Below are 19,243 nucleotides of genomic sequence, written 5' to 3' on the forward strand. Positions count from 1 at the left end.
ATCTTCAAGAATCGCCATTAACGTTACACGATCAATTAATTTGTCGTCTTTGAATTCTGAAAACGATTCAATTAACGCAAGATTTTCCATATCTTTTCTGAATTAAAATTTTATCATAACTTTTGCTTCAACTATATCTTCGTAGGCTATTTCTGCCTTATTTTGTACTGTTACTTTCCCCTTACCTACTGGTTTTGGTTCTCTAGATTTCCACTGTACAATAATATGATTGTCTGTTGCGTCTATAAGATCTACTTCTATTTCTTTATCGTTAGTTTTTAACTCTAAAGTTCTTCCCACATTTTTCTTAAACTGTCTTTTATTTTTCAAAGGCGCTGTTGCTCCAGCTGAAGCAACTTCTAAAGAAAAATCTTGTTCTTCTCTATCCAAATTATGCTCTATGGCACGACTGATATACATGCAGTCTTCCACGGTTACTCCAGTATCTCCGTCAATTACAACTTTAATACTGTTATCCTCTGAAATTGAAAGGTCTATTAAAAACAAATGCTGTTTTTCTTCTAGGCCATCCTTTAATAAATTTTCGACAGTTGTTCTAAACATTTCTTGGTATAAAAAGAGGGGACTTCACGTCCCCTCATATCTCTTAATTCTTACAACGGTGCAAATATACAATTTTTTATTTAAAAACAATGCAAGTAAGACACTTTACTAATTAAATGAAATATTAACTTCCTCAGACACCATGTCGCCTTGATCATTTATACCGTTGATTATTAGCTTTAAAGCCGTGTAGCTTTCTTTAGGTATTTTGATAAGGTTGGAGCTATTGGGTTTTAACGTAAAATTAGGAATCCAATCAATGATACTATATTTTTCTCTGGAGTTTTGACTATTAAAAATTAAGTTATCTGCTTCAATTATGTCATTAGATTTAGTAAAACCAAAGGTTGTATTAGTGGAAAATAATTTTAAATCTTTTGGGTTTCCTTCATTTAAATCTGTATCCAGATAATCCTCTACTTTTTTCAATTCTACTAAGATAACTCCATTTGATCCTTGAAACCCATAACCTGCTCCAGATCTATTAAGTTTAACTGCTTTTACATCGTCTGCCATAATATCTGCCATCACAGATAAGCTTGACGGAATTCCATTAACAATAAGTAAAGCATCAATAGACCCATAAACTGTATTAAATCCTCTACTTTTAAAATATACATGGAAACCATCTGGATATTTTCTTAATGTTTTAAGTTCTGAAAATTGGTCTAGATAATCAAAAAGGGTACATCCATTACACTCTATTTTATCTTTTGTTTTTCTTCTTGTAAAGCCATTACCTAGTTCCCCTGGTTCGTCAATGATTCCAAAGTCAGGAAATTCGTTCACCACCTCTTCTTTTCTCTTTTTACCGGTTAGCACAACCTCATTTAATTCTTCTCCTTCAATCACAAAATTATACTGACTATTAGCAACAATTGGTTCATGCTTCAATGCTACTTGAGTTAAATCTAGTATAGAGTCTGCAGGGAAATCTAATTTTTGCTCTTCTACTTGAAAGTCTGCATCAACCATCATATTTACCGAGTTTAAAAGAGCCAATTCATATTTAGAAGGATGATATAACAGTAAATTATTAAACACAAATTTGTTGTTTTCTATATCGCTAAGCAAGGCGAAACCGTTTTCCTTAGAGGTTAATAAGACACTATAGCCAGATAAATTAGTAATATTTGTTTTCACTTCCCCAGAGATGGAAATCCCATTTTCCGCATTTCTTAATTGCACATTTTTACTAGCCTCCGAAACATCACTTACTAGATTTGCAGTTTGTAAAGCTAGATCAAATTCTAAGGAGTTGCTAGTAATGGAAACATAAGGCGAAATTAAAAATGCCTTGTATATTGTTTGTGAATTATTATTTACAATATTTTCCTTTGGCAAGATGGAAACACTAGTATTTGCCATTATATAGCTATTAAGCATTTTTAAATCGAGTGTAAGGGAGTCTTTGGTTTCATTAAACTTCTCTATACTTAATTCAATATTCTTCTTTTTATCGTAAAAGAAGTATCTACTTGACAAGGCCTCGTTTTGTTTGTTAAACAGCGAAATAACATTTACCCCATTATAAAGGCTTTCTGAATTTATACTTAACAAATAATTATTGACGTCTTTGTCAATTTTAAAAGGAATTACAGATTTACATACATTATCTCTGTGAATAACCGCTAGAATAGTTTCATTGTCATTTTTACCAGCCGTGTCATTATTTATTCTGACTGTAAAACTTATTTCCTTAGAGATTGGTTTACTGAAATCGTGATGTATAATAAACCCTTCCTTTTGAGCTATTGGAATGTTAATTTTATACGTGTTTTGATTGTGACGGATTTTAAAATAATATTCCCTATCTGGATAATAATCGAAATTAACAAAACCTAATCCCCTCTTATTTGAAGAAAATTCCCCAACAACTTCGTCATTAAAAGATTTTACTAATTCTCCTTTAGCTTCAAACGGCATTTCGTTTAAAGAAATTTTATAATATAAGTTGTTATTCGCTCTAGAAAGCAAGACATTACTCTCTGGATAAAACTCGACTTGAACCCCTTTACTCTCTTCAATTTGGATATCGTCTACTAATTCCTTTTCGGCAACAGTAATTATATTTTTATCGAGTAAATTTAGAACTTGAATTTGGCTGATATTTTTTCTATCAAAACTCGCATTATAGTTTGTGTCTAATACTAAATAATAAGAACCGGATTTCAAATCCTTTTCCAATTCTACACTTCCATTTACAAGACCATTTTCAACAAAAATCAATTGATGCCTAATTAATTTCCCGTTATAATCATAGATACTAAAATGAAGATTGGTTGTATTACTACTTGGCACATTTGTAAAATCGTCTACCACATAAGCCTTATACATTATATGTTCGCCAGCAAAATAAGTGGTTTTATTAGTATGCAAAAAGAATTTTTCTTTTGGGTGGTTTTTAAAAACCTTATTGGACTCTAGAAAATTAGTTGCCTCTTTTATTAAATCATCCTGAGAGAAGCCTAAAGAGCATATAAAACATATTGATAATACGTAGAGATATTTCATAAAAAAATTAGATTTTTACCATAAAATATTCAATTTACAAAAACAATTCACATGATGAGCACGTAAATATAGTTATTTTTTCATATTTTTAAGAAAACCTTTATTAACCAACTAAATGCCAATCATGAAAAAAATTCTCGTACCCACAGATTTCTCCAAAGAAGCAGAAAACGCTTTAAAAGTAGCTGCGCAATTAGCTAAAAGATATGATGGGGAAATATTTCTAATTCACTTATTAGAACTTCCATTAACTCAAATTGATGCTTTAAGCCAACAAAGTGAATTACCTGAAGCCATGTTTTTCATGAAATTGGCAAATAAAAAATTCAAAGATGTTTTGACAAGAGATTATTTAGAAGGTATCAAGGTACACGACACTGTGGATTTTAACCAAACATTTTCTGGAATTTCGAAAATTGCCAAGGAGAAAGGCGTCGATTTAATAGTCATGGGATCTCATGGAGCTAGCGGTTTTAAAGAAATGTTTATTGGTTCCAATACTGAAAAAGTGGTAAGAACATCGGATGTGCCTGTTCTAGTCATAAAAAATGAACACAAGAATTTTGCGCTTCACGATATTGTTTTTGCATCGGATTTTAAGATGGACAGCAAAGAAACATATAGACAAGCCTCGGAGTTAGCCAAAATTTTTCATGCCAAATTACATTTGTTAATGGTTAATACGGCCAGTAACTTTACAACTACTACCAAGGCAAATGCCCGGATCATGGATTTTATAGCCGGTTATGACTATAAAAATTACACCATTAATATTTTTAATGACGAAAATGTCGAGCAGGGAATTTTAAATTTCTCCCATATTATTAATGCCGATTTAATAGGAATAAGCACCCATGGCAGACAAGGAATTGCCCACTTTTTAAACGGCAGCATTAGTGAGGACTTGGTAAATCATTCGAAAAGACCAGTAATTACCTTTAAAATATAATATCTATTAGAAATAAAAAGAGCCTTTCAAACTAAACTGAAAGGCTCTTTTTATTTATTGGTAGATCAATATTACAGATAATTCATGTTCGGAAAGGTCTCGATCTGTTCTTAAAACTTATTAAAACAAAAAATCCCAATCAAATAAATGATTGGGATTTCAACTTAACTGTTGGCCTACTAGGGCTCGAACCTAGACTCTTCTGGACCAAAACCAGACGTGTTGCCAGTTACACCATAGGCCATAGTGCATTTGAGTTTGCAAATTTAAAACAAACTTTGATTTGCGCAAGCATTTTTCAAATAAAAATTTTTATTATTACTTAACGTTTCCTTAAAAACATTTCAGATAACATATTTATTGTTAAATTCGCCTCGTTAACCAACATAGAATCTATGAAACATTTTAGCTTTAAAAAATGGAATAACCTATTGGGTTGGGTTTCCTTTTTAATTGCATTAATAACATATAGCTTAACAGTAGAACCAACGGTAAGCTTTTGGGATGCTGGCGAGTACATTTTAACCTCTTCCAAATTACAGGTAGGTCATCCTCCTGGAGCGCCACTTTTTCAAATGTTTGGCGCCTTCTTTTCTATGTTTGCCATGGAGCCTAGCCAAATTGGTTTGGTAATGAATTTAATGAGCGCTGTTTCCAGTGCCTTTACTATTCTCTTTATGTTTTGGACTATTTCTTTATTGTTAACCAAATTGGTGAAAATGCATGGAGAATTTACCCAAAGTAAAAAAATGGCTGTCCTTGGAAGTGCTTTTGTAGGAAGTTTAGCTTTTGCTTTTACAGATTCGTTTTGGTTTAATGCCGTAGAAACTGAAGTTTATGCCATGGCCACTTTAATTATGGCCGTGTTATTTTATTTAGGCCTACGTTGGGAACAAGACATGGATAAACCTCGTGGTAATAAATGGCTTATTCTTATTTCATTTATTATCGGACTTTCGTTTGGGGTGCATTTTATGGGACTTTTAACCATTCCTGCCATTGGATTGATCTACTTTTTCAAAAATTATAAAACGGTTACTGTAAAGAATTTTATTATTGCCAATGTTGTTTCGGCCGCTATTTTATTGTTCATCTTTAAGTTGTTATTACCAAATGCCTTAAAATTCTTTAGTGCTTTCGAAATATTTTTTGTGAATTCTGTAGGCTTACCATTTAATTCTGGAACTGCTATTGCTGGACTTCTTGTTATTGCAGCTTTCTATTTCGGAATAAAATATACACATCAAAAAAATTACAAACATATAAATACAGGAATTCTGTGTTTGCTGTTTATTTTTATCGGGTTCTCTTCTTGGCTCATGTTACCAATTCGTGCCAACGCCAATGTGGTGGTTAACGAAAACAATCCATCAGATGCCAGAGAGCTTCTTGCCTATTACAATTTAGAACAATACCCAGAAACACACTTGTTTTATGGGCCTTTGTTTACTGATCAATATGCTGGCTTAGACGAAAACGAACCTTATATTGACGACAAACCCAATTACGAGAAAGATTATAAAACAGGAAAATATGTTATAATTAACGATTGGAAAAACGCCAAGCAAAACTACAATCACGAACATGCTTCCATTCTTCCACGTATGTGGAGTCAAGATAATGCCGTTAATTACATGCTTTTTTCTGGGTATTTGGATTTTAGATTAAAACCTGAATTCCAAATGGAAAACGAATTACGCACAACAGTTTTAGAATTTAAAAACGATGTCGAGAAAGGCTTGGTAGATTATGAAGATTACCATGCGTTTTTAAAGCAATTTGGTCAATATATTACGGTTACAAAACCCTCTCTAGGAAGCAATATCTCCTATTTGTTGGAATACCAGTTAGGCTATATGTACTGGAGATACTTTTTATGGAATTTTGTTGGAAAACAAGACGATATACAAGGTAGATATGACAATCATGGAAATTGGTTAAGTGGCATAAAACCTATAGATGAATGGCATTTAGGCTTTTCACAAGACCATTTACCTAGCGATGTGAAAAATAATAAAGGCAGAAACACCTATTATTTTTTACCTTTAATCCTTGGACTTTTTGGTATTTTCTTTTTGTTTAATAAAGACAAAAAAACCTTTTGGACCATGCTGGTGTTTTTCCTATTTACAGGAATAGCTATTCAGTTCTACACCAACGTAAGGCCGTTTGAGCCAAGAGAACGAGATTACTCGGTGGTTGGTTCCTTTTACGTGTTTGCCATCTGGATTGGGTTTGGGGTGTATGCCATTTTCGATATTTTAAGAAAATATACGGTGTCCAAATTTTTAGCTCCGGTAATTAGCCTCGTTTGTCTTGTTTTAGTTCCTGGCATTTTAGCTGCCAACAATTGGGACGACCACGACAGGTCTGGAAAATATACAGCTAGAGCCATGGCAAAAATGTACTTGGATTCCTGTGCTGAAAACGCTATTTTATTTACCATTGGCGATAACGATACGTTTGCCCTTTGGTATGCCCAAGAAATTGAAGGCTATAGAACCGACGTTCGTATTATAAATACTAGCTTATTCCAAACAGATTGGTATATAGACCAAATGAAACGTAAAGCTTATGAAAGCGACCCTATTCCATCGCAGTTAACACATGCTCAATACAAGTATGGAACCAGAGATTATATCATGAAAAGGGAAATCTCTAAGGACACTATGGATATTAAGGATTTTATGAACTTTGTTTCGAGTGATAATCCGAGAACCAAATTCAGATATATTTTAGAACAACAAGGAGAAGATGCCAACTTCTATCCATCGCAATTAGTAAACTCCAATTATTTTCCAGTTGAAAATATTCGCGTGCCAGTTAATAAGGAAAACGCCTTGAAATATGGTATTGTTAAGGAAAAAGATGCGGATAAAATGGTGGATTATTTAGATGTGAAAATTACGGATAATGCCATTTTTAAAAATCGTTTGTTAATGTTGGACATTATTGCCAATAACGATTGGAAGCGTCCTATCTACTTTACAGGTGGTGCTTTTGGAAACGAAGATTATATCTGGATGAAGGATTACCTACAACTAGATGGCATGTGCTACAAATTAGTACCAATAAAAACTCCAGTTAACAGAGCCAACCCGTTTGATATGGGTCGCGTGGACAGCGAGTTAATGTATGATAAAGTTGTTGCATGGAATTGGGGAAATAGTGGCAGCCCAGATATTTATCACGATGTGGAAACCCGAAAAAACTCCATTACCTATAGAGGAAATTTAGCGCGTTTGGCTGAACAACTTATCATAGAGAATAAATTAACAAAGGCCGAAGAAATAGCAGATATTGCTATGAAAAACATGCCTGTTGAATTTTTTGGATACTACACTTTATTGGAACCATACATTGGTATTTACTACGAAGTAGATTCTGAAGACAAAGCGGAAAAGCTTTTTATGGATGTTTCTAAAAAATATCAAGAAAACTTAATTTATTACAGCAAACTGAAGGTTGAGAACCAATACAAATTGCTTGAAGATATTTTAACTGATATAGAACGTTACAAAGGCATCTTGAATGTTTTACAAGAATACGATAAGGATTTTTATACAGAACAAGCCAAAGTGTTTACAAACTATTTAAACCTATTTAGTCATTTCTATGAAGGGGTTGAAACAGAATCTGGACCTCGACCTGAAATGGACAGAGTACAAGAACAGGAATTAGATAGTTTACTACTTGACTTAAACAACAATTAAACCATGGAATTTATTCCAGCCAAGCTCCCTCTGTTGATAATACGCTTATTTCCAAAATACATTTGGAATATGCCAACAGAGGAGCAGGTTATATATCTCACTTTTGATGATGGGCCAACACCCGAAATAACCCCTTGGACTTTAGATGTTTTAGATCAGTATCAAGCTAAAGCTACTTTTTTCTGTATTGGAAACAATGTAGAAAAGCATCCAGACATTTTTTTAAGGACCGTAGAAAATGGTCATGCCATTGGAAATCATTCCTACAGTCATCCAAAAGGCTGGAGATCTTCAGCAAAAGCCTATTTAAAGAATGTAAAACGAGCCCAAGACATCATTGACTTTCAACTTAAACAACCCACTCTTAACGAAAAGGCAGCCTTAAGCAAGTCAACAACAAAAAACCAACAATCAAAAATCAACAAGCTCTTTCGTCCGCCTTATGGACAAATAACAAAAAAACAAGGACAAGAATTAATGGCTTTGGGCTACAAAATTATTATGTGGAGTGTTTTAGCTATAGATTGGAGTGAAAAAACATCGAAAGAGAAAGCTCTAAAAAATGTGATTAAGAATGCTAAAAACGGAAGTATCGTGGTTTTTCACGACAGCGTAAAAGCTTCAGAAAACATGCAATATGCTTTACCTCGCGTATTGGAATATTTTAGTAAAAAAGGATATCGTTTTAAAGCATTAGATGCTGGCCTGATAACTAATTAAACGTATTCTTGGATAATCCCAATTAAGGTATTGGCATCCTTTTCGCCACTATGACGCCATTTCATTTCGCCATTCTTATAAATAATCAATGTAGGCAAGCCTTTTACTCTAAGAGCTTCAGCCAATTCCTTATTCTTATCCACATCAATTTTTATAACTTTGGCCTTATCTCCTAAAGCAGCAGCCACATCTCTTAATACAGGATGCATGGCTACAGATTGATCATTCCATTCGGTAAAGAAGTCGAGTAATACAGGAATATCTACGTCTATAAGTTCCCCAAATTTTGACATACTTTTAAAGTTTTAAGTCAAATGATTATATACAAACCTACGTATTTTTTTCATAATTTGTATAGATGGCTTATAAATAGTATGTTCAACCTCTGTTGAAATATAAAAATAGGACGTATTGGGTTTAGAAAATAGCAAAATTAATTAGGTAAGATCTTACCTTTTTTAAGTTCTATAACAGTAATTTCTGGCCAAATACCTACGCGACCTGGGTAACCTAGAAAACCAAATCCTCTGTTTACGTTAATATATTGATCCATTTCCTTATAAATTCCGGCCCAATATTTATAACGCCATTTTATCGGGCTCCATTTTACCCATCCTGGAATTTCTATGCCAAATTGCATGCCGTGGGTATGTCCACTTAAGGTTAACTGATATTTATAGTCGTCGTCTATAACCACGTCTTCCCAATGTGATGGATCATGGCTCATTAAAATTTTAAAGTCGTTTTTGTCAATTTTCTCTGCAGCCTTCTTTAAATCTCCGGCTTTAATAAACTGGCCTCTGCCCCAATTTTCAACACCCACCAATGCAATACGTTCCCCATCTTTTTCAATAAAACGACTGTCATTTAAAAGAAGATCGAAGCCTATATCTTTTTGGATTTGCTTTAATTCCTCTAGGTTGTTCTGCTTATCTTCTTCCGTATCCCAATCTACATAATCGCCATAATCATGATTTCCAAGTACGGCATATTTCCCATCTTTTGCTTTTAATTTTCCAAACACATCCATCCATGGAATCATTTCAGACGACCTATTGTTCACCAAATCACCTGTGAAGAATATCGCATCAGATTTCTGTTGGTTGACCAGATCTACAGCATATTCTATTTTCTCTCTATCATCAAAACTACCTGAATGAATGTCGCTTAATTGGGTGATTCTATAACCATCAAATGCAGCAGGTAAATCGTCGAAATACAACTTATATGATAAAACGCGGAAGTTATATTTTCCTTTATACATACCATACAACAACGAAGAAAATGGGATAGCAGCTAAACCAAGTGCCATCTGACTTACAAATTTTCTACGAGATGGAACATGGAAATTTCTTTTAGAAGGAGAAAACTTATGGTATAAACCCGCCATAAATCTAACAATATCTTCGCTGAATAAAATAGGTACAAGGACTAAACCAAAAGACATAAAAGCCAATAAAAGTCCGAAGGCTTGATTTTTAGGTGGAGACAGGACACGACCACTGGATGCCCCAACAAATTGAAACAAGAAGTTCCCTACTACTACGAAGCCAATTACTATAAAAGCAAAATAGAACCACCTGTTTTTAGTAAGGGTTTTTATTGCCTGATAGCCGTAAACCACAAAAAAAATATAAGCTATTATAAAAAGTATCCAACGCAATGTTTCTAAAATTTACACAAAGATAACAGAATAGATTCACAGTCATTAAGTTAATAAAAACTTTAACCATCTGTTAAGATTTGAATTAAGTTAAAGTAAAGCCTTTATTGTCAAGTATTTAGATTCCATTTTATATGAAACCATCCAAGTTTTATAAGACTGAAAGTGTATCTAAAACCATTTAATAGTTAAATCGACAAGTCTTTGTTTCCAATTAGTATAAGGCGGTGTTAATAAATCGACTGCGCCCAAGGTGTGTTGTTTCAAAACAGAACGCTGATTGATGAATTCCAAAAAACCAAAATAGCCATGGCTATTTCCAATTCCACTATTATTAGAGCCACCAAATGGTAAATTATGATTTAAAAATTGCAATAAATTATGGTTTACACAAGTGCTTCCCGCTCGCGTATTTTTAAGCACAAAATCAATTACCTTATTGTTTTTGCTGAAAATATAAAGTGCCAAAGGTTTTTCCCTGGAATTGACATAGGCAACAGCCTCCTCAATAGTTTCGTAGGTTATAAGTGGTAAAATAGGTCCGAAGATTTCCTCTTGCATTAATTTGGAGTCTTCTGGACTATTAAAAACCAAGGTTGGTTCTATAAAATTATCCGTGGCATTGTATGTTCCTCCTGAAGCTATGGTGCTTTTATTTGATTTGGCGTCTTCAATATGTGAAACCAAACGCTCAAAATGTTTCCGATTTACAATTCTGCAATATGATTCTGAATTTTCAGTGTTTTCTGAATAAAACTCTAAAACCTTCGCTTTGAATATTTCAATAAATTTCGACTTCAAATTCGATTTCAATAATACATAATCTGGAGCAATACAGGTTTGCCCGGCATTGGTGAATTTTCCATAAACAATTTTCTTAACCGTTTTTTCCAAATGTGAAGCGTCGTCTATAATGGTTGGCGATTTTCCTCCCAATTCCAAAGTCACAGAAGTTAAATGCTCTGAAGCTGCTTTCATGACGATCTTTCCAACAGCAGGAGACCCAGTAAAGAAAATATGATTGAAGGGGAGTTTCAATAATTCCTGCGAGACCTCAACCTCGCCTTCAACCAAGGCAATTTCGCTTTCTTCAAATAGTTCTGACACTATTTTCGCCATCAATTTGGACGTGTTTGGCGTCATTTCCGAAGGCTTTATAATTACCGTATTCCCAGCTGCAATAGCTGAAACCAAGGGCCCGAAAGTAAGATTAATTGGATAATTCCATGGTGAAATAATCAAGCACACCCCTTTGGGTTCGTTCATAATAAAAGAACTACTTCCTAGCAAAGCCAAGGGGGTATCTACCCATTGTTTTTTTAGCCAAGACTTTAAATTCTTCCTAACAAAATTAATTTCGTTTATTACTGGGTAAATTTCAGTGAGATCTGTTTCTAGATGGGGTTTTTTAAAATCCTCATAAAGTGCCTCCCTAATATCTTGTTTATACGTGTTTTCTATGGCGTGTTTTAAACGCTTCAACTTTTCAATTCGTTCATTATACGAGCTATTTCCAACAACAAACTGATTGGCTTTTTGCTTATCAAATAATTCAGAATATATATTCTTGGTATCAATCATTTTTATAGTTAATCTGCACTCATTAATTCTCCTCTAGACTCTTGTTCCTTAAACCTTTGAACCAATGCCAAAGCATCAGGAATAACATCGCTACACAAAATAATTAGCGAACCTTTTACGGCATTTTTAACAGCATAGGTAATGGCTTCTTTTTCTGAAGGAATGATCGTTGTTTTCTTATTCGGATTTACCATTTTAATTCCATCGTGAAGCATATTAATAAGATCTTCCTCAGTTCTTCCCCGAAGTCGCTTGTCCTGGCGAATAATAATCTCGTCAAACATTTCGGCAGCAATGCTTCCTATTTGGTTGGTATCTTCTTCACGTCTATCCCCTACTCCTGCTATAATTCCTACTTTAACTGTAGCGTCCAATTCGTCTGTAAACTTTTTAAGCGCCAACATTCCTGCTGGATTATGCGCATAATCTAAAAGGATGGTGAAATTTTCAAATTTAAACATATTCAATCTCCCAGGAGTTTGCGATGCCGATGGAATAAAGGTTTCTAGAGCTGCTTTCATATCTTCAATACTAAAACCTTGAATGTTTGCTGCTAAAATGGCTGGCAAGACATTTTGAATCATGAATTTTGCTTTCCCACCATAAGTTAACGGAATGTTTTCGGCTTTCATTATGCGCATTTTCCATTCCCCTCTACAAATAGTTACATACCCATTTTCGTAAACAGCTGTGATTCCTCCAATACGTTGAAGTGCTTTAATTCTAGGATTATTTTCGTCCATAGAGAACAAAGCCACATTGCACTCCACGGCACGTCTCATATCGTAAACTAGGTCATCATCCGCATTTAAAATAGCATAGCCACTAGGTAAAACTGTTTCTGGAATGACACCTTTTACTTTTGCCAATTGCTCGATGGTATGAATTCCTTTTAATCCTAAATGATCTGCGGCCACATTGGTGACAATACCGATATCGCATTTTTTAAATCCGAGTCCTGCTCGAAGAAGACCACCTCTGGCACTTTCAAGTACGGCAAAGTTTACGGTTGGATCTTTAAGTACAAATTCGGCACTTGCTGGTCCGGTGCAATCGCCTGTCATTAATAATCGGTTTTGGATATAGACCCCATCACTTGTTGTGTAACCTACTCGATAGCCATTCATTTTTGCCATGTGGGCAATTAGTCTGGTAGTTGTGGTTTTTCCATTGGTTCCTGTTACGGCAATAATAGGAATTCGTCCTGTATCTCCTTTCGGGAATAACTTATCAATAACGTGACCTGCAACATTTCTAGGCAAGCCTTTGGTTGGTGCCAAGTGCATTCTAAATCCGGGACCCGCATTAACTTCTAAAACGGCTCCACCTGTTTCTGATAAAGGTTTTGAAATATCTGTGGTGGCAATATCAATTCCACAAATATCTAAATCGATAATTTTTGAAATACGCTCTGCCATAGAAATATTGGATGGATGTACAATATCTGTTACATCCTCGGCAGTTCCACCTGTGCTTAGGTTTGCCGTATCTTTTAAAATAAGCATCTCCTCATTGGGAATTACAGAACCCAAGCTATAACCAGCATCTTTAATGATGGCTTCTGTAAGCTCGTTAACGGTAATCTGGGTGAGTACGTTTTCATGACCGTATCCACGTCTCGGATCTCTATTTACTTCGTCTATTAATTCTTGAACGGTCGACTTTCCATCTCCTATAACATGAGCTGGAGTTCGTTTAGCAGCGGCTACAAGTCTGTTATTAATTACCAAAAGACGGTAATCATCACCTTTAATAAATTTCTCTACAATAATGGCTCCATTACGAGAGCTTTCTTTAGCATGATGGAATGCTATCAAAGCGTCGTCGTAATTTTGAATATCGACTGTTATGCCACGGCCATGATTGCCATCGACTGGCTTGATAACCAATGGAAAGCCAACATGATTACAAGCGTCTTCCAAACTGCGTTCGCGACGAATTATATCGCCTTTTGGCACTTCTACCTCCGCTTGCTCCAATAAGAATTTTGTATCCTCTTTATCGCAGGCCAATTCCACACCAATACTACTGGTCTCACTAGTAACCGTAGCTTGAATACGTTTTTGATTGGCACCATAACCCAATTGGCACAGCGAATATTTATTTAAACGAATCCATGGAATACCACGAGATTCGGCTTCTTCCACAATAGAGCCTGTACTAGGACCTAATCGGGACTCTTCACGCAGTTCGCGCATATGTTGGATATCGTCTGTCAAATCATAAGGTTCGCCAGCAATTAAAGCTTTACAAATGTTAACAGAAACTTCAGCCGCATAACGTCCAACAGACTCCTCCATATAAGCAAAAACCACATTGTATACGCCTTCTTCTCCATAACCACGAGTTCTTCCGAAGCCTACATCCATCCCAGCCAAGGTCTGGATTTCCAAAGCAATGTGCTCGATAATATGCCCCATCCAAGTGCCTTCATCCACACGTTGAAAAAATCCACCAGGCTCTCCAACCGAACAGCGATGCTCGTACATTGTTGGGAACATGGCTTTTAATCTATCGTTAAACCCATCAATTTTATTAGATGGCAATGCTTCCATCTCCTCAAGATCGAGAACCATGACAATTAATTTATGACGTCTTATTGACCAATAGTTTGGTCCTCTCATTGCATTTATTTCTATTATTTTCATAAATTTTTTGGGTTTTACTAATTAATTTTGAGTTATCGTAAATATACAGAAATGTTTTATAAAAAAAATCGAGAACTATTGATTTGTTAAGGACTAAAAATCCTAGTCTTAAAACACCAATACTGACATTTTATTTAACAAATTAATAATCAATATTCTATAGGAAACATTTCTAGTAATGTTGTGTTTATAATCATTCTCCGCCATATATCGTTGTTCCGTTTTCCTGAAGCACATAGCCTTTCCAGCTTATAATTTTTGTCGGACCAGTTCCCTTCAGCGATTTTGGTCAAGACCAAGCCCTTATCTTTCATTGGAAAAAAGATTTCCACTTTGGTGTTGTCGTCGCTAAATTGAAGATATGCTCCAGTTCCTTGGGTTATCGCTCCATCTAACTAATAATAGGGTGAGTTTTATGCTTAGAGTAGTTAGATCTAAATATGATTGCTTTAACTCTGAATAGGATTTTCCATTATCAAATAAACATTATGCTCTTCATTGTTCACAATCTGTTTTGGACAATGGTGTTGTTGAGGAATAATTGATTGTATTTACATCTTGGAACATGGTTCCGTCTTCATTCAGTTCTCCATAACCTTCCACCAATTGGTTGTCCTCTAGCATAAAAGCGACCTGTCTTTTACTTTCTTTCCCTTCTGACTGGAATGTGTAGATTCCAACAAGTTTACCATCGTTAAACTCCCCAATAAACGTGCCGGTGTTTTTGTCTTTTTCGGCCAGTGCATAGGTTAAATTGCCCTCTATTGGGTTGTCAGATTTTTTAATGTCCAAGTTGATCATACTACCATTTTCATTGTACAGATAACAGCCTTTTTCAAGGGTTGGCTCCAATACAACTTCCTCTTCAAAGGATTCCTCTATAATAACTTCATCAGGTTTTTCTTCCTTGTTTTTACAGTTTAAAAAAGCCACTGCAACGAATAATAGCAAGATTAATTTTTTGTTAGAAGAAATTAGATACGAATGGTTAGAAATTGAATGTGACATAATTTTAGTGTTTTAGTGTTAATCAATTTTTTTAAATATAGTTAAAATCCCTGAAGGATTGGACAGGGTCAATCTGTTGTTTTCAATGGTATAGGTTGTACTACTTTGCAAAGCTTTTAAAAATTCAGCTTCTTTATTGTTAGGTTCGCAAAGCATTTTTGTAGTGGCCACGTTGGTAAACCTAAGCAATCCATTTTCAAAGAAAAGCCTGCCGTTCATTTGGTTGCAACCTGCAAAACCCATGAATTTATTTTCAGCGGAATAGATTTCAATGGAAGGAAATTCATTGCTAAAATCCTCTTGGGTTATCTTCTTGCCATTTAAAGTTTCGAGCACCCAGATATCGTGAAGACGATAATCTGTAATATAGTGGCCACAGCCTTCAAGTTTTTCAACTTCTGTTTCTGTAACTTTTTTATATTCTATAGTTACGGAATAGGGAGATACTTTTCCAGACATGGCATTGGTGCATTCTGTTTGCGAAATTTGAATGGTAATTTTGTTGGATTCTGTTTCAATATCATAACGTTTTACATTGAAACCCTGTGCCATAATGGGTTCGACATGTGGCACCTTAAGAGAATCTGATGGTGTTTTAAAAACCACGCGTTCTTCGTTAATTTCTAAATTCCAGAAAGGTTCCGTTCCACTTGCACTAAAGTAATTGGAGTTGGTATGAGCGAATTTAACTTTTGATATTTCGGAATTAATCACGTCTGATTGTTTCATGATTTCTGAATTGTTGTTTTGTATGTTTTCCTTTTTTTTATTGGAGTTATTACATGCAAAAACCATGAGAATGCCTGCTATAAGAGAAATATATTTGACTCTTATCATTTTTGTAATTTTTTGAAGCGCAACATTGTGACTTCATTAATCATCAGGTTCAGTTTTCCATTTGCATCAAAACTATATCCATTGATCTTTTTTATCATGGCCAGAAATTGTGGTTCGCCCTCACCACAATACATCATAGTTGACGGGCCTGGCTCGCCAAAGGAAATGGATTTGCCGTTCAAGGTGTATTTAGCAGAATACCCATTACAACTGTTATTTCCAGTTACTTCTGAAGTCGTTTTATTGAATGTGATTTCTGGTTTTTTATCGGGAAAAAGTCCTTCAAAAGCAATACGCGGTCCAGACATATATTCCAATTGCCACGTGATAGCATACAACTGGTCCTTGGTGGTTATTTCCTTTTGAGGAGCACATGCCGTAATAAAGCCAAGGCTAAGAACGAATAAGATGAATTGTATTTTCATAATATAAATTGTCTATGAAGTTTCCCTCTAAGGAAGGTTAAAAGTTAGCAATAAAATTGATAATTTGATTTTTTCACACAAATAAGTTTATTTTTGCAGGATAAAATTGATAGCACACTATGAGTCAATCTGAAATTAAAGGCACCCTAATCCCCATAGGTGGCAATGAAGATAAAGGAAAAAACGAAAGTGAAAAACACACTCTTGAGTTTATTCATGAAGGTATTTTATACCACGTAAAGGAACAAGCTGGTGGAAAAGATGCCCATATTGTAGTTATTCCTACAGCATCTAGCATTCCTGATGAAGTAGGAGAAAATTACCTATCTGCCTTTCGTGCGTTAGGCTGTAAGAATGTGACTGTTTTAGACATTAGAAACAGAGAGCAATCTGAAGAAAAAAGGTCCATAGATTTAATAAAAGAAGCTAATTGTATCATGTTTTCGGGTGGCGATCAATCGAAAATAACCAATAAAATTGGAGGCACCACCATTCATAAAATCATGTTAGATCGTTATCAAAACGAAGTTGGTTTTGTTATTGCTGGCACGAGTGCTGGCGCTATGGCCATGACCAAAGAAATGATTGCTGGAGGTAGCGCTACCGATGCTTTTTCAAAAGGTGCAGTTACCATGTACAAAGGTTTGGGATTTGTTCCTGAGCTAATTATAGATACCCATTTTATTCAACGTGGAAGATTTGGACGTGTGTCTGAAGCCGTAGCAAAATTCCCTAATCTTCTTGGTTTTGGATTGGCCGAAGACACCGGAATGATTATTAAGAACGGTAAATGTTTGGTGATAGGTTCTGGAATGGTAATTGTTTTTGATGGCAGTAAAATTACCCACAACAACGAAAAAGTTCTTGATGATGGTACACCTATGACGATTGCCAATTTAACAGTACATGTGCTTTCTAACGGGGATAGATATTATATTACTGAAAGAAGAGTTGGTGTATTGCCTATTGAGGCTGATTTTATTTAGAGACTTTCATTTTAGAGGTTATTACCCGGAGATTCGCAGAGTTTGCACTGAGATTCACGGAGATTTAATTTCCTTGATGAGGATTAACTTTGAGACACGAATTTCACTAACTAACACGAATTTATTAATGGGATTCTGTTCTTTATTACGAAGAGATTTCATGATGAATTAGTTTTCTTGATGAGACTCGCCTTGACATCCAAACAGCAAACAACTTAACGTCCTTACTTATAAATAGATATTTCCTCTCTCCCGTTTGAAGATTTAGAAGCCCGATACATCCCTTCGGTATTAAATGGCATGGCTATATTCCCTTTGGCATCTATAGCTACCAAGCCGCCATCTCCACCTAATTCAAGAATGCGTTTGTTTATAACTTCCTTTGAAGCATCAGTAACAGACATGCCTTTGTGCTCCATTAAGCAAGCGACATCATAAGCTACCACGCCACGAATAAAAAACTCGCCACTTCCGGTACACGAAATGGCACAGGTTTTATTATTGGCATAATTCCCGGCTCCAACCATGGGCGAATCGCCTACACGTCCCCATTTTTTATTGGTCATTCCTCCTGTTGAAGTAGCTGCAGCAATATTCCCGTTTTGATCGCAGGCTACGGCTCCAACCGTTCCAAATTTAGAATCTTTCTTTTTGGCATGATCTAACTGAAAACTATCTGTATCTTTTATTTCCAACCATTGTTTGTGTCTAAACTCATCATAGAAATATGAAGGGTCTTCTAATTTGTAATTTAGTTCTTTAGCAAATTGCATGGCGCCTTCTCCAGCCAAAAAAACATGTTCACTCTTTTCCATGACATCCCTGGCTAAACTCACCGGATTTTTAATCCCGGTAATTAGAGAAACAGCTCCTGCATTTAAGGTTTTTCCATCCATAATGCAGGCGTCCATTTCATGGGATTCTGTAGCTGTAAATACAGCGCCCTTTCCAGCATTAAACAAATGAGAATCCTCAAGAATTTTCACAGCTTCTTCAACGGCGTCGACAGCAGAACCTCCCTTTTCTAAAACCGAATACCCTTTATCCAAAGCTTTTTTTAAAGCTTGTTTGTATTGTGTTTCCAGTTCTGGAGTCATCATTCCTTTTACCAAAGTTCCAGCGCCACCATGAATGGCTATCGAAAATGTTTTCATTGCTAATATTTTGAGTTTCAAATATACGTTTTGCATTTGAAAACAAGCAGCTCTCTGTTTTAAAAAGACGAAAAATCACCTGTAATATCCACATGGACTATCAATGGACTATTTACGATAGTCCCATTTGTCCTAAAATAGTTCTATCGATTCTTAAAGACATATGGAATTTGTTATGCTAGACGTAAAGACGTTATTCGTCCAGAGGTCGGTTTAAAGTTTTCTCGCAAAGGCGCAAAGACGCCAAGTGGTAATTGGTGAACCTAAGGCGTTTCTATTGTAGGAAAAAACGCTTGCCTCCATACACTATCCATGGAGTATCTATGGAGTATCCATAAGGCAACTATGAATAAACCTTAAAGGAAATTTCCCTTAAGTAGCCATATGAATTACTAGAGAAGTCTGATTCAAAGTCAATCCTGTTTTTACTATGTATCTATATAAAAAAATAAAAGTGTAGCTGTCAAAAAACATATAGGTC

14 protein-coding genes and 1 tRNA gene are annotated in these 19,243 nt (G+C 35.2%); 4 read left to right on the forward strand and 11 right to left on the reverse strand.

Annotation, left to right across the window (positions count from 1 at the left end):
- Positions 1-102 precede the first annotated feature (102 nt).
- Complete coding sequence (gene rimP, locus VKY47_RS05940; protein ID WP_324311194.1) at positions 103-564, reverse strand: ribosome assembly cofactor RimP; 462 nt, start codon at positions 562-564, stop codon at positions 103-105.
- A gap of 108 nt (positions 565-672) precedes the next feature.
- Positions 673-3,078, reverse strand: a complete 2,406-nt coding sequence (locus VKY47_RS05945) for a hypothetical protein (RefSeq protein WP_324311195.1) — start codon at positions 3,076-3,078, stop codon at positions 673-675.
- Positions 3,079-3,202: 124 nt separating this feature from the next.
- Here VKY47_RS05945 and VKY47_RS05950 point away from each other — a divergent pair, with 124 nt between their 5' ends.
- The gene (locus tag VKY47_RS05950; RefSeq protein WP_324311196.1) at positions 3,203-4,027 is read left to right on the forward strand and encodes a universal stress protein; all 825 of its coding nucleotides are present in this window, start codon (positions 3,203-3,205) and stop codon (positions 4,025-4,027) included.
- Positions 4,028-4,198: 171 nt separating this feature from the next.
- Here VKY47_RS05950 and VKY47_RS05955 read toward each other — a convergent pair.
- Positions 4,199-4,271: transfer RNA gene (locus VKY47_RS05955), tRNA-Gln, on the reverse strand.
- A gap of 151 nt (positions 4,272-4,422) precedes the next feature.
- Between VKY47_RS05955 and VKY47_RS05960 the strand changes: the two genes are divergently transcribed.
- Both VKY47_RS05960 and VKY47_RS05965 read left to right on the forward strand, forming a co-directional pair.
- Complete coding sequence (locus VKY47_RS05960; RefSeq protein WP_324311197.1) at positions 4,423-7,740, forward strand: DUF2723 domain-containing protein; 3,318 nt, start codon at positions 4,423-4,425, stop codon at positions 7,738-7,740.
- Between the two features lie 3 nt (positions 7,741-7,743).
- Entirely contained in the window at positions 7,744-8,460 is a 717-nt protein-coding gene (locus tag VKY47_RS05965; RefSeq protein WP_324311198.1) for a polysaccharide deacetylase family protein, read from the forward strand.
- Here VKY47_RS05965 and VKY47_RS05970 read toward each other — a convergent pair.
- From VKY47_RS05970 to VKY47_RS06000, 7 genes are all read right to left on the reverse strand, one after another.
- Positions 8,457-8,753, reverse strand: a complete 297-nt coding sequence (locus VKY47_RS05970; protein ID WP_324311199.1) for a thioredoxin family protein — start codon at positions 8,751-8,753, stop codon at positions 8,457-8,459. The genes VKY47_RS05965 and VKY47_RS05970 overlap by 4 nt on opposite strands.
- Positions 8,754-8,893: 140 nt before the next feature.
- Entirely contained in the window at positions 8,894-10,123 is a 1,230-nt protein-coding gene (locus VKY47_RS05975; RefSeq protein WP_324311201.1) for a metallophosphoesterase, read from the reverse strand.
- A 171-nt stretch (positions 10,124-10,294) separates the two neighbouring features.
- Positions 10,295-11,704 carry an aldehyde dehydrogenase family protein gene (locus VKY47_RS05980; RefSeq protein ID WP_324311202.1) on the reverse strand — a complete coding sequence of 470 codons (1,410 nt, stop codon included), beginning with the start codon at positions 11,702-11,704 and terminating at the stop codon, positions 10,295-10,297.
- 8 nt (positions 11,705-11,712) lie between these two features.
- Positions 11,713-14,352: a cyanophycin synthetase gene (gene cphA / locus VKY47_RS05985; RefSeq protein ID WP_324311204.1), complete on the reverse strand. Its 2,640-nt coding sequence runs from the start codon at positions 14,350-14,352 to the stop codon at positions 11,713-11,715.
- A 495-nt stretch (positions 14,353-14,847) separates the two neighbouring features.
- Positions 14,848-15,360 (reverse strand): hypothetical protein, encoded by a 513-nt coding sequence (locus tag VKY47_RS05990; protein ID WP_324311206.1) that lies wholly within the window; start codon positions 15,358-15,360, stop codon positions 14,848-14,850.
- 18 nt (positions 15,361-15,378) lie between these two features.
- The gene (locus VKY47_RS05995; protein WP_324311207.1) at positions 15,379-16,197 is read right to left on the reverse strand and encodes an META domain-containing protein; all 819 of its coding nucleotides are present in this window, start codon (positions 16,195-16,197) and stop codon (positions 15,379-15,381) included.
- Positions 16,194-16,622, reverse strand: coding sequence for an META domain-containing protein (locus VKY47_RS06000; RefSeq protein WP_324311209.1), 429 nt, complete (start codon positions 16,620-16,622; stop codon positions 16,194-16,196). Before VKY47_RS06000 ends, VKY47_RS05995 begins: the two co-directional genes overlap by 4 nt.
- Before the next feature lie 119 nt (positions 16,623-16,741).
- Between VKY47_RS06000 and VKY47_RS06005 the strand changes: the two genes are divergently transcribed.
- Positions 16,742-17,608, forward strand: a complete 867-nt coding sequence (locus tag VKY47_RS06005; protein ID WP_324311211.1) for a cyanophycinase — start codon at positions 16,742-16,744, stop codon at positions 17,606-17,608.
- Between the two features lie 224 nt (positions 17,609-17,832).
- On the opposite strand, the gene VKY47_RS06010 is transcribed toward VKY47_RS06005, so the two are convergent.
- Positions 17,833-18,762: an isoaspartyl peptidase/L-asparaginase family protein gene (locus tag VKY47_RS06010; protein ID WP_324311213.1), complete on the reverse strand. Its 930-nt coding sequence runs from the start codon at positions 18,760-18,762 to the stop codon at positions 17,833-17,835.
- Positions 18,763-19,243: the final 481 nt, after the last annotated feature.

Origin of the sequence: Xanthomarina sp. (genome assembly GCF_035306705.1) — a bacterium.
Classification (GTDB): Bacteria; Bacteroidota; Bacteroidia; order Flavobacteriales; family Flavobacteriaceae; genus Xanthomarina.

What these genes read in the sequence shown, in the direction of transcription:
- VKY47_RS05950 (WP_324311196.1), top strand. Translation starts at nt 3,203, where the DNA reads ATGAAAAAAATTCTCGTACCCACAGATTTCTCCAAAGAAGCAGAAAAC.
- VKY47_RS05970 (WP_324311199.1), bottom strand. Translation starts at nt 8,753, where the DNA reads ATGTCAAAATTTGGGGAACTTATAGACGTAGATATTCCTGTATTACTC.
- VKY47_RS06010 (WP_324311213.1), bottom strand. Translation starts at nt 18,762, where the DNA reads ATGAAAACATTTTCGATAGCCATTCATGGTGGCGCTGGAACTTTGGTA.
- VKY47_RS05995 (WP_324311207.1), bottom strand. Translation starts at nt 16,197, where the DNA reads ATGATAAGAGTCAAATATATTTCTCTTATAGCAGGCATTCTCATGGTT.
- VKY47_RS05965 (WP_324311198.1), top strand. Translation starts at nt 7,744, where the DNA reads ATGGAATTTATTCCAGCCAAGCTCCCTCTGTTGATAATACGCTTATTT.
- VKY47_RS06005 (WP_324311211.1), top strand. Translation starts at nt 16,742, where the DNA reads ATGAGTCAATCTGAAATTAAAGGCACCCTAATCCCCATAGGTGGCAAT.
- cphA (WP_324311204.1), bottom strand. Translation starts at nt 14,352, where the DNA reads ATGAAAATAATAGAAATAAATGCAATGAGAGGACCAAACTATTGGTCA.
- VKY47_RS05945 (WP_324311195.1), bottom strand. Translation starts at nt 3,078, where the DNA reads ATGAAATATCTCTACGTATTATCAATATGTTTTATATGCTCTTTAGGC.
- VKY47_RS06000 (WP_324311209.1), bottom strand. Translation starts at nt 16,622, where the DNA reads ATGAAAATACAATTCATCTTATTCGTTCTTAGCCTTGGCTTTATTACG.
- VKY47_RS05990 (WP_324311206.1), bottom strand. Translation starts at nt 15,360, where the DNA reads ATGTCACATTCAATTTCTAACCATTCGTATCTAATTTCTTCTAACAAA.
- rimP (WP_324311194.1), bottom strand. Translation starts at nt 564, where the DNA reads ATGTTTAGAACAACTGTCGAAAATTTATTAAAGGATGGCCTAGAAGAA.
- VKY47_RS05960 (WP_324311197.1), top strand. Translation starts at nt 4,423, where the DNA reads ATGAAACATTTTAGCTTTAAAAAATGGAATAACCTATTGGGTTGGGTT.
- VKY47_RS05980 (WP_324311202.1), bottom strand. Translation starts at nt 11,704, where the DNA reads ATGATTGATACCAAGAATATATATTCTGAATTATTTGATAAGCAAAAA.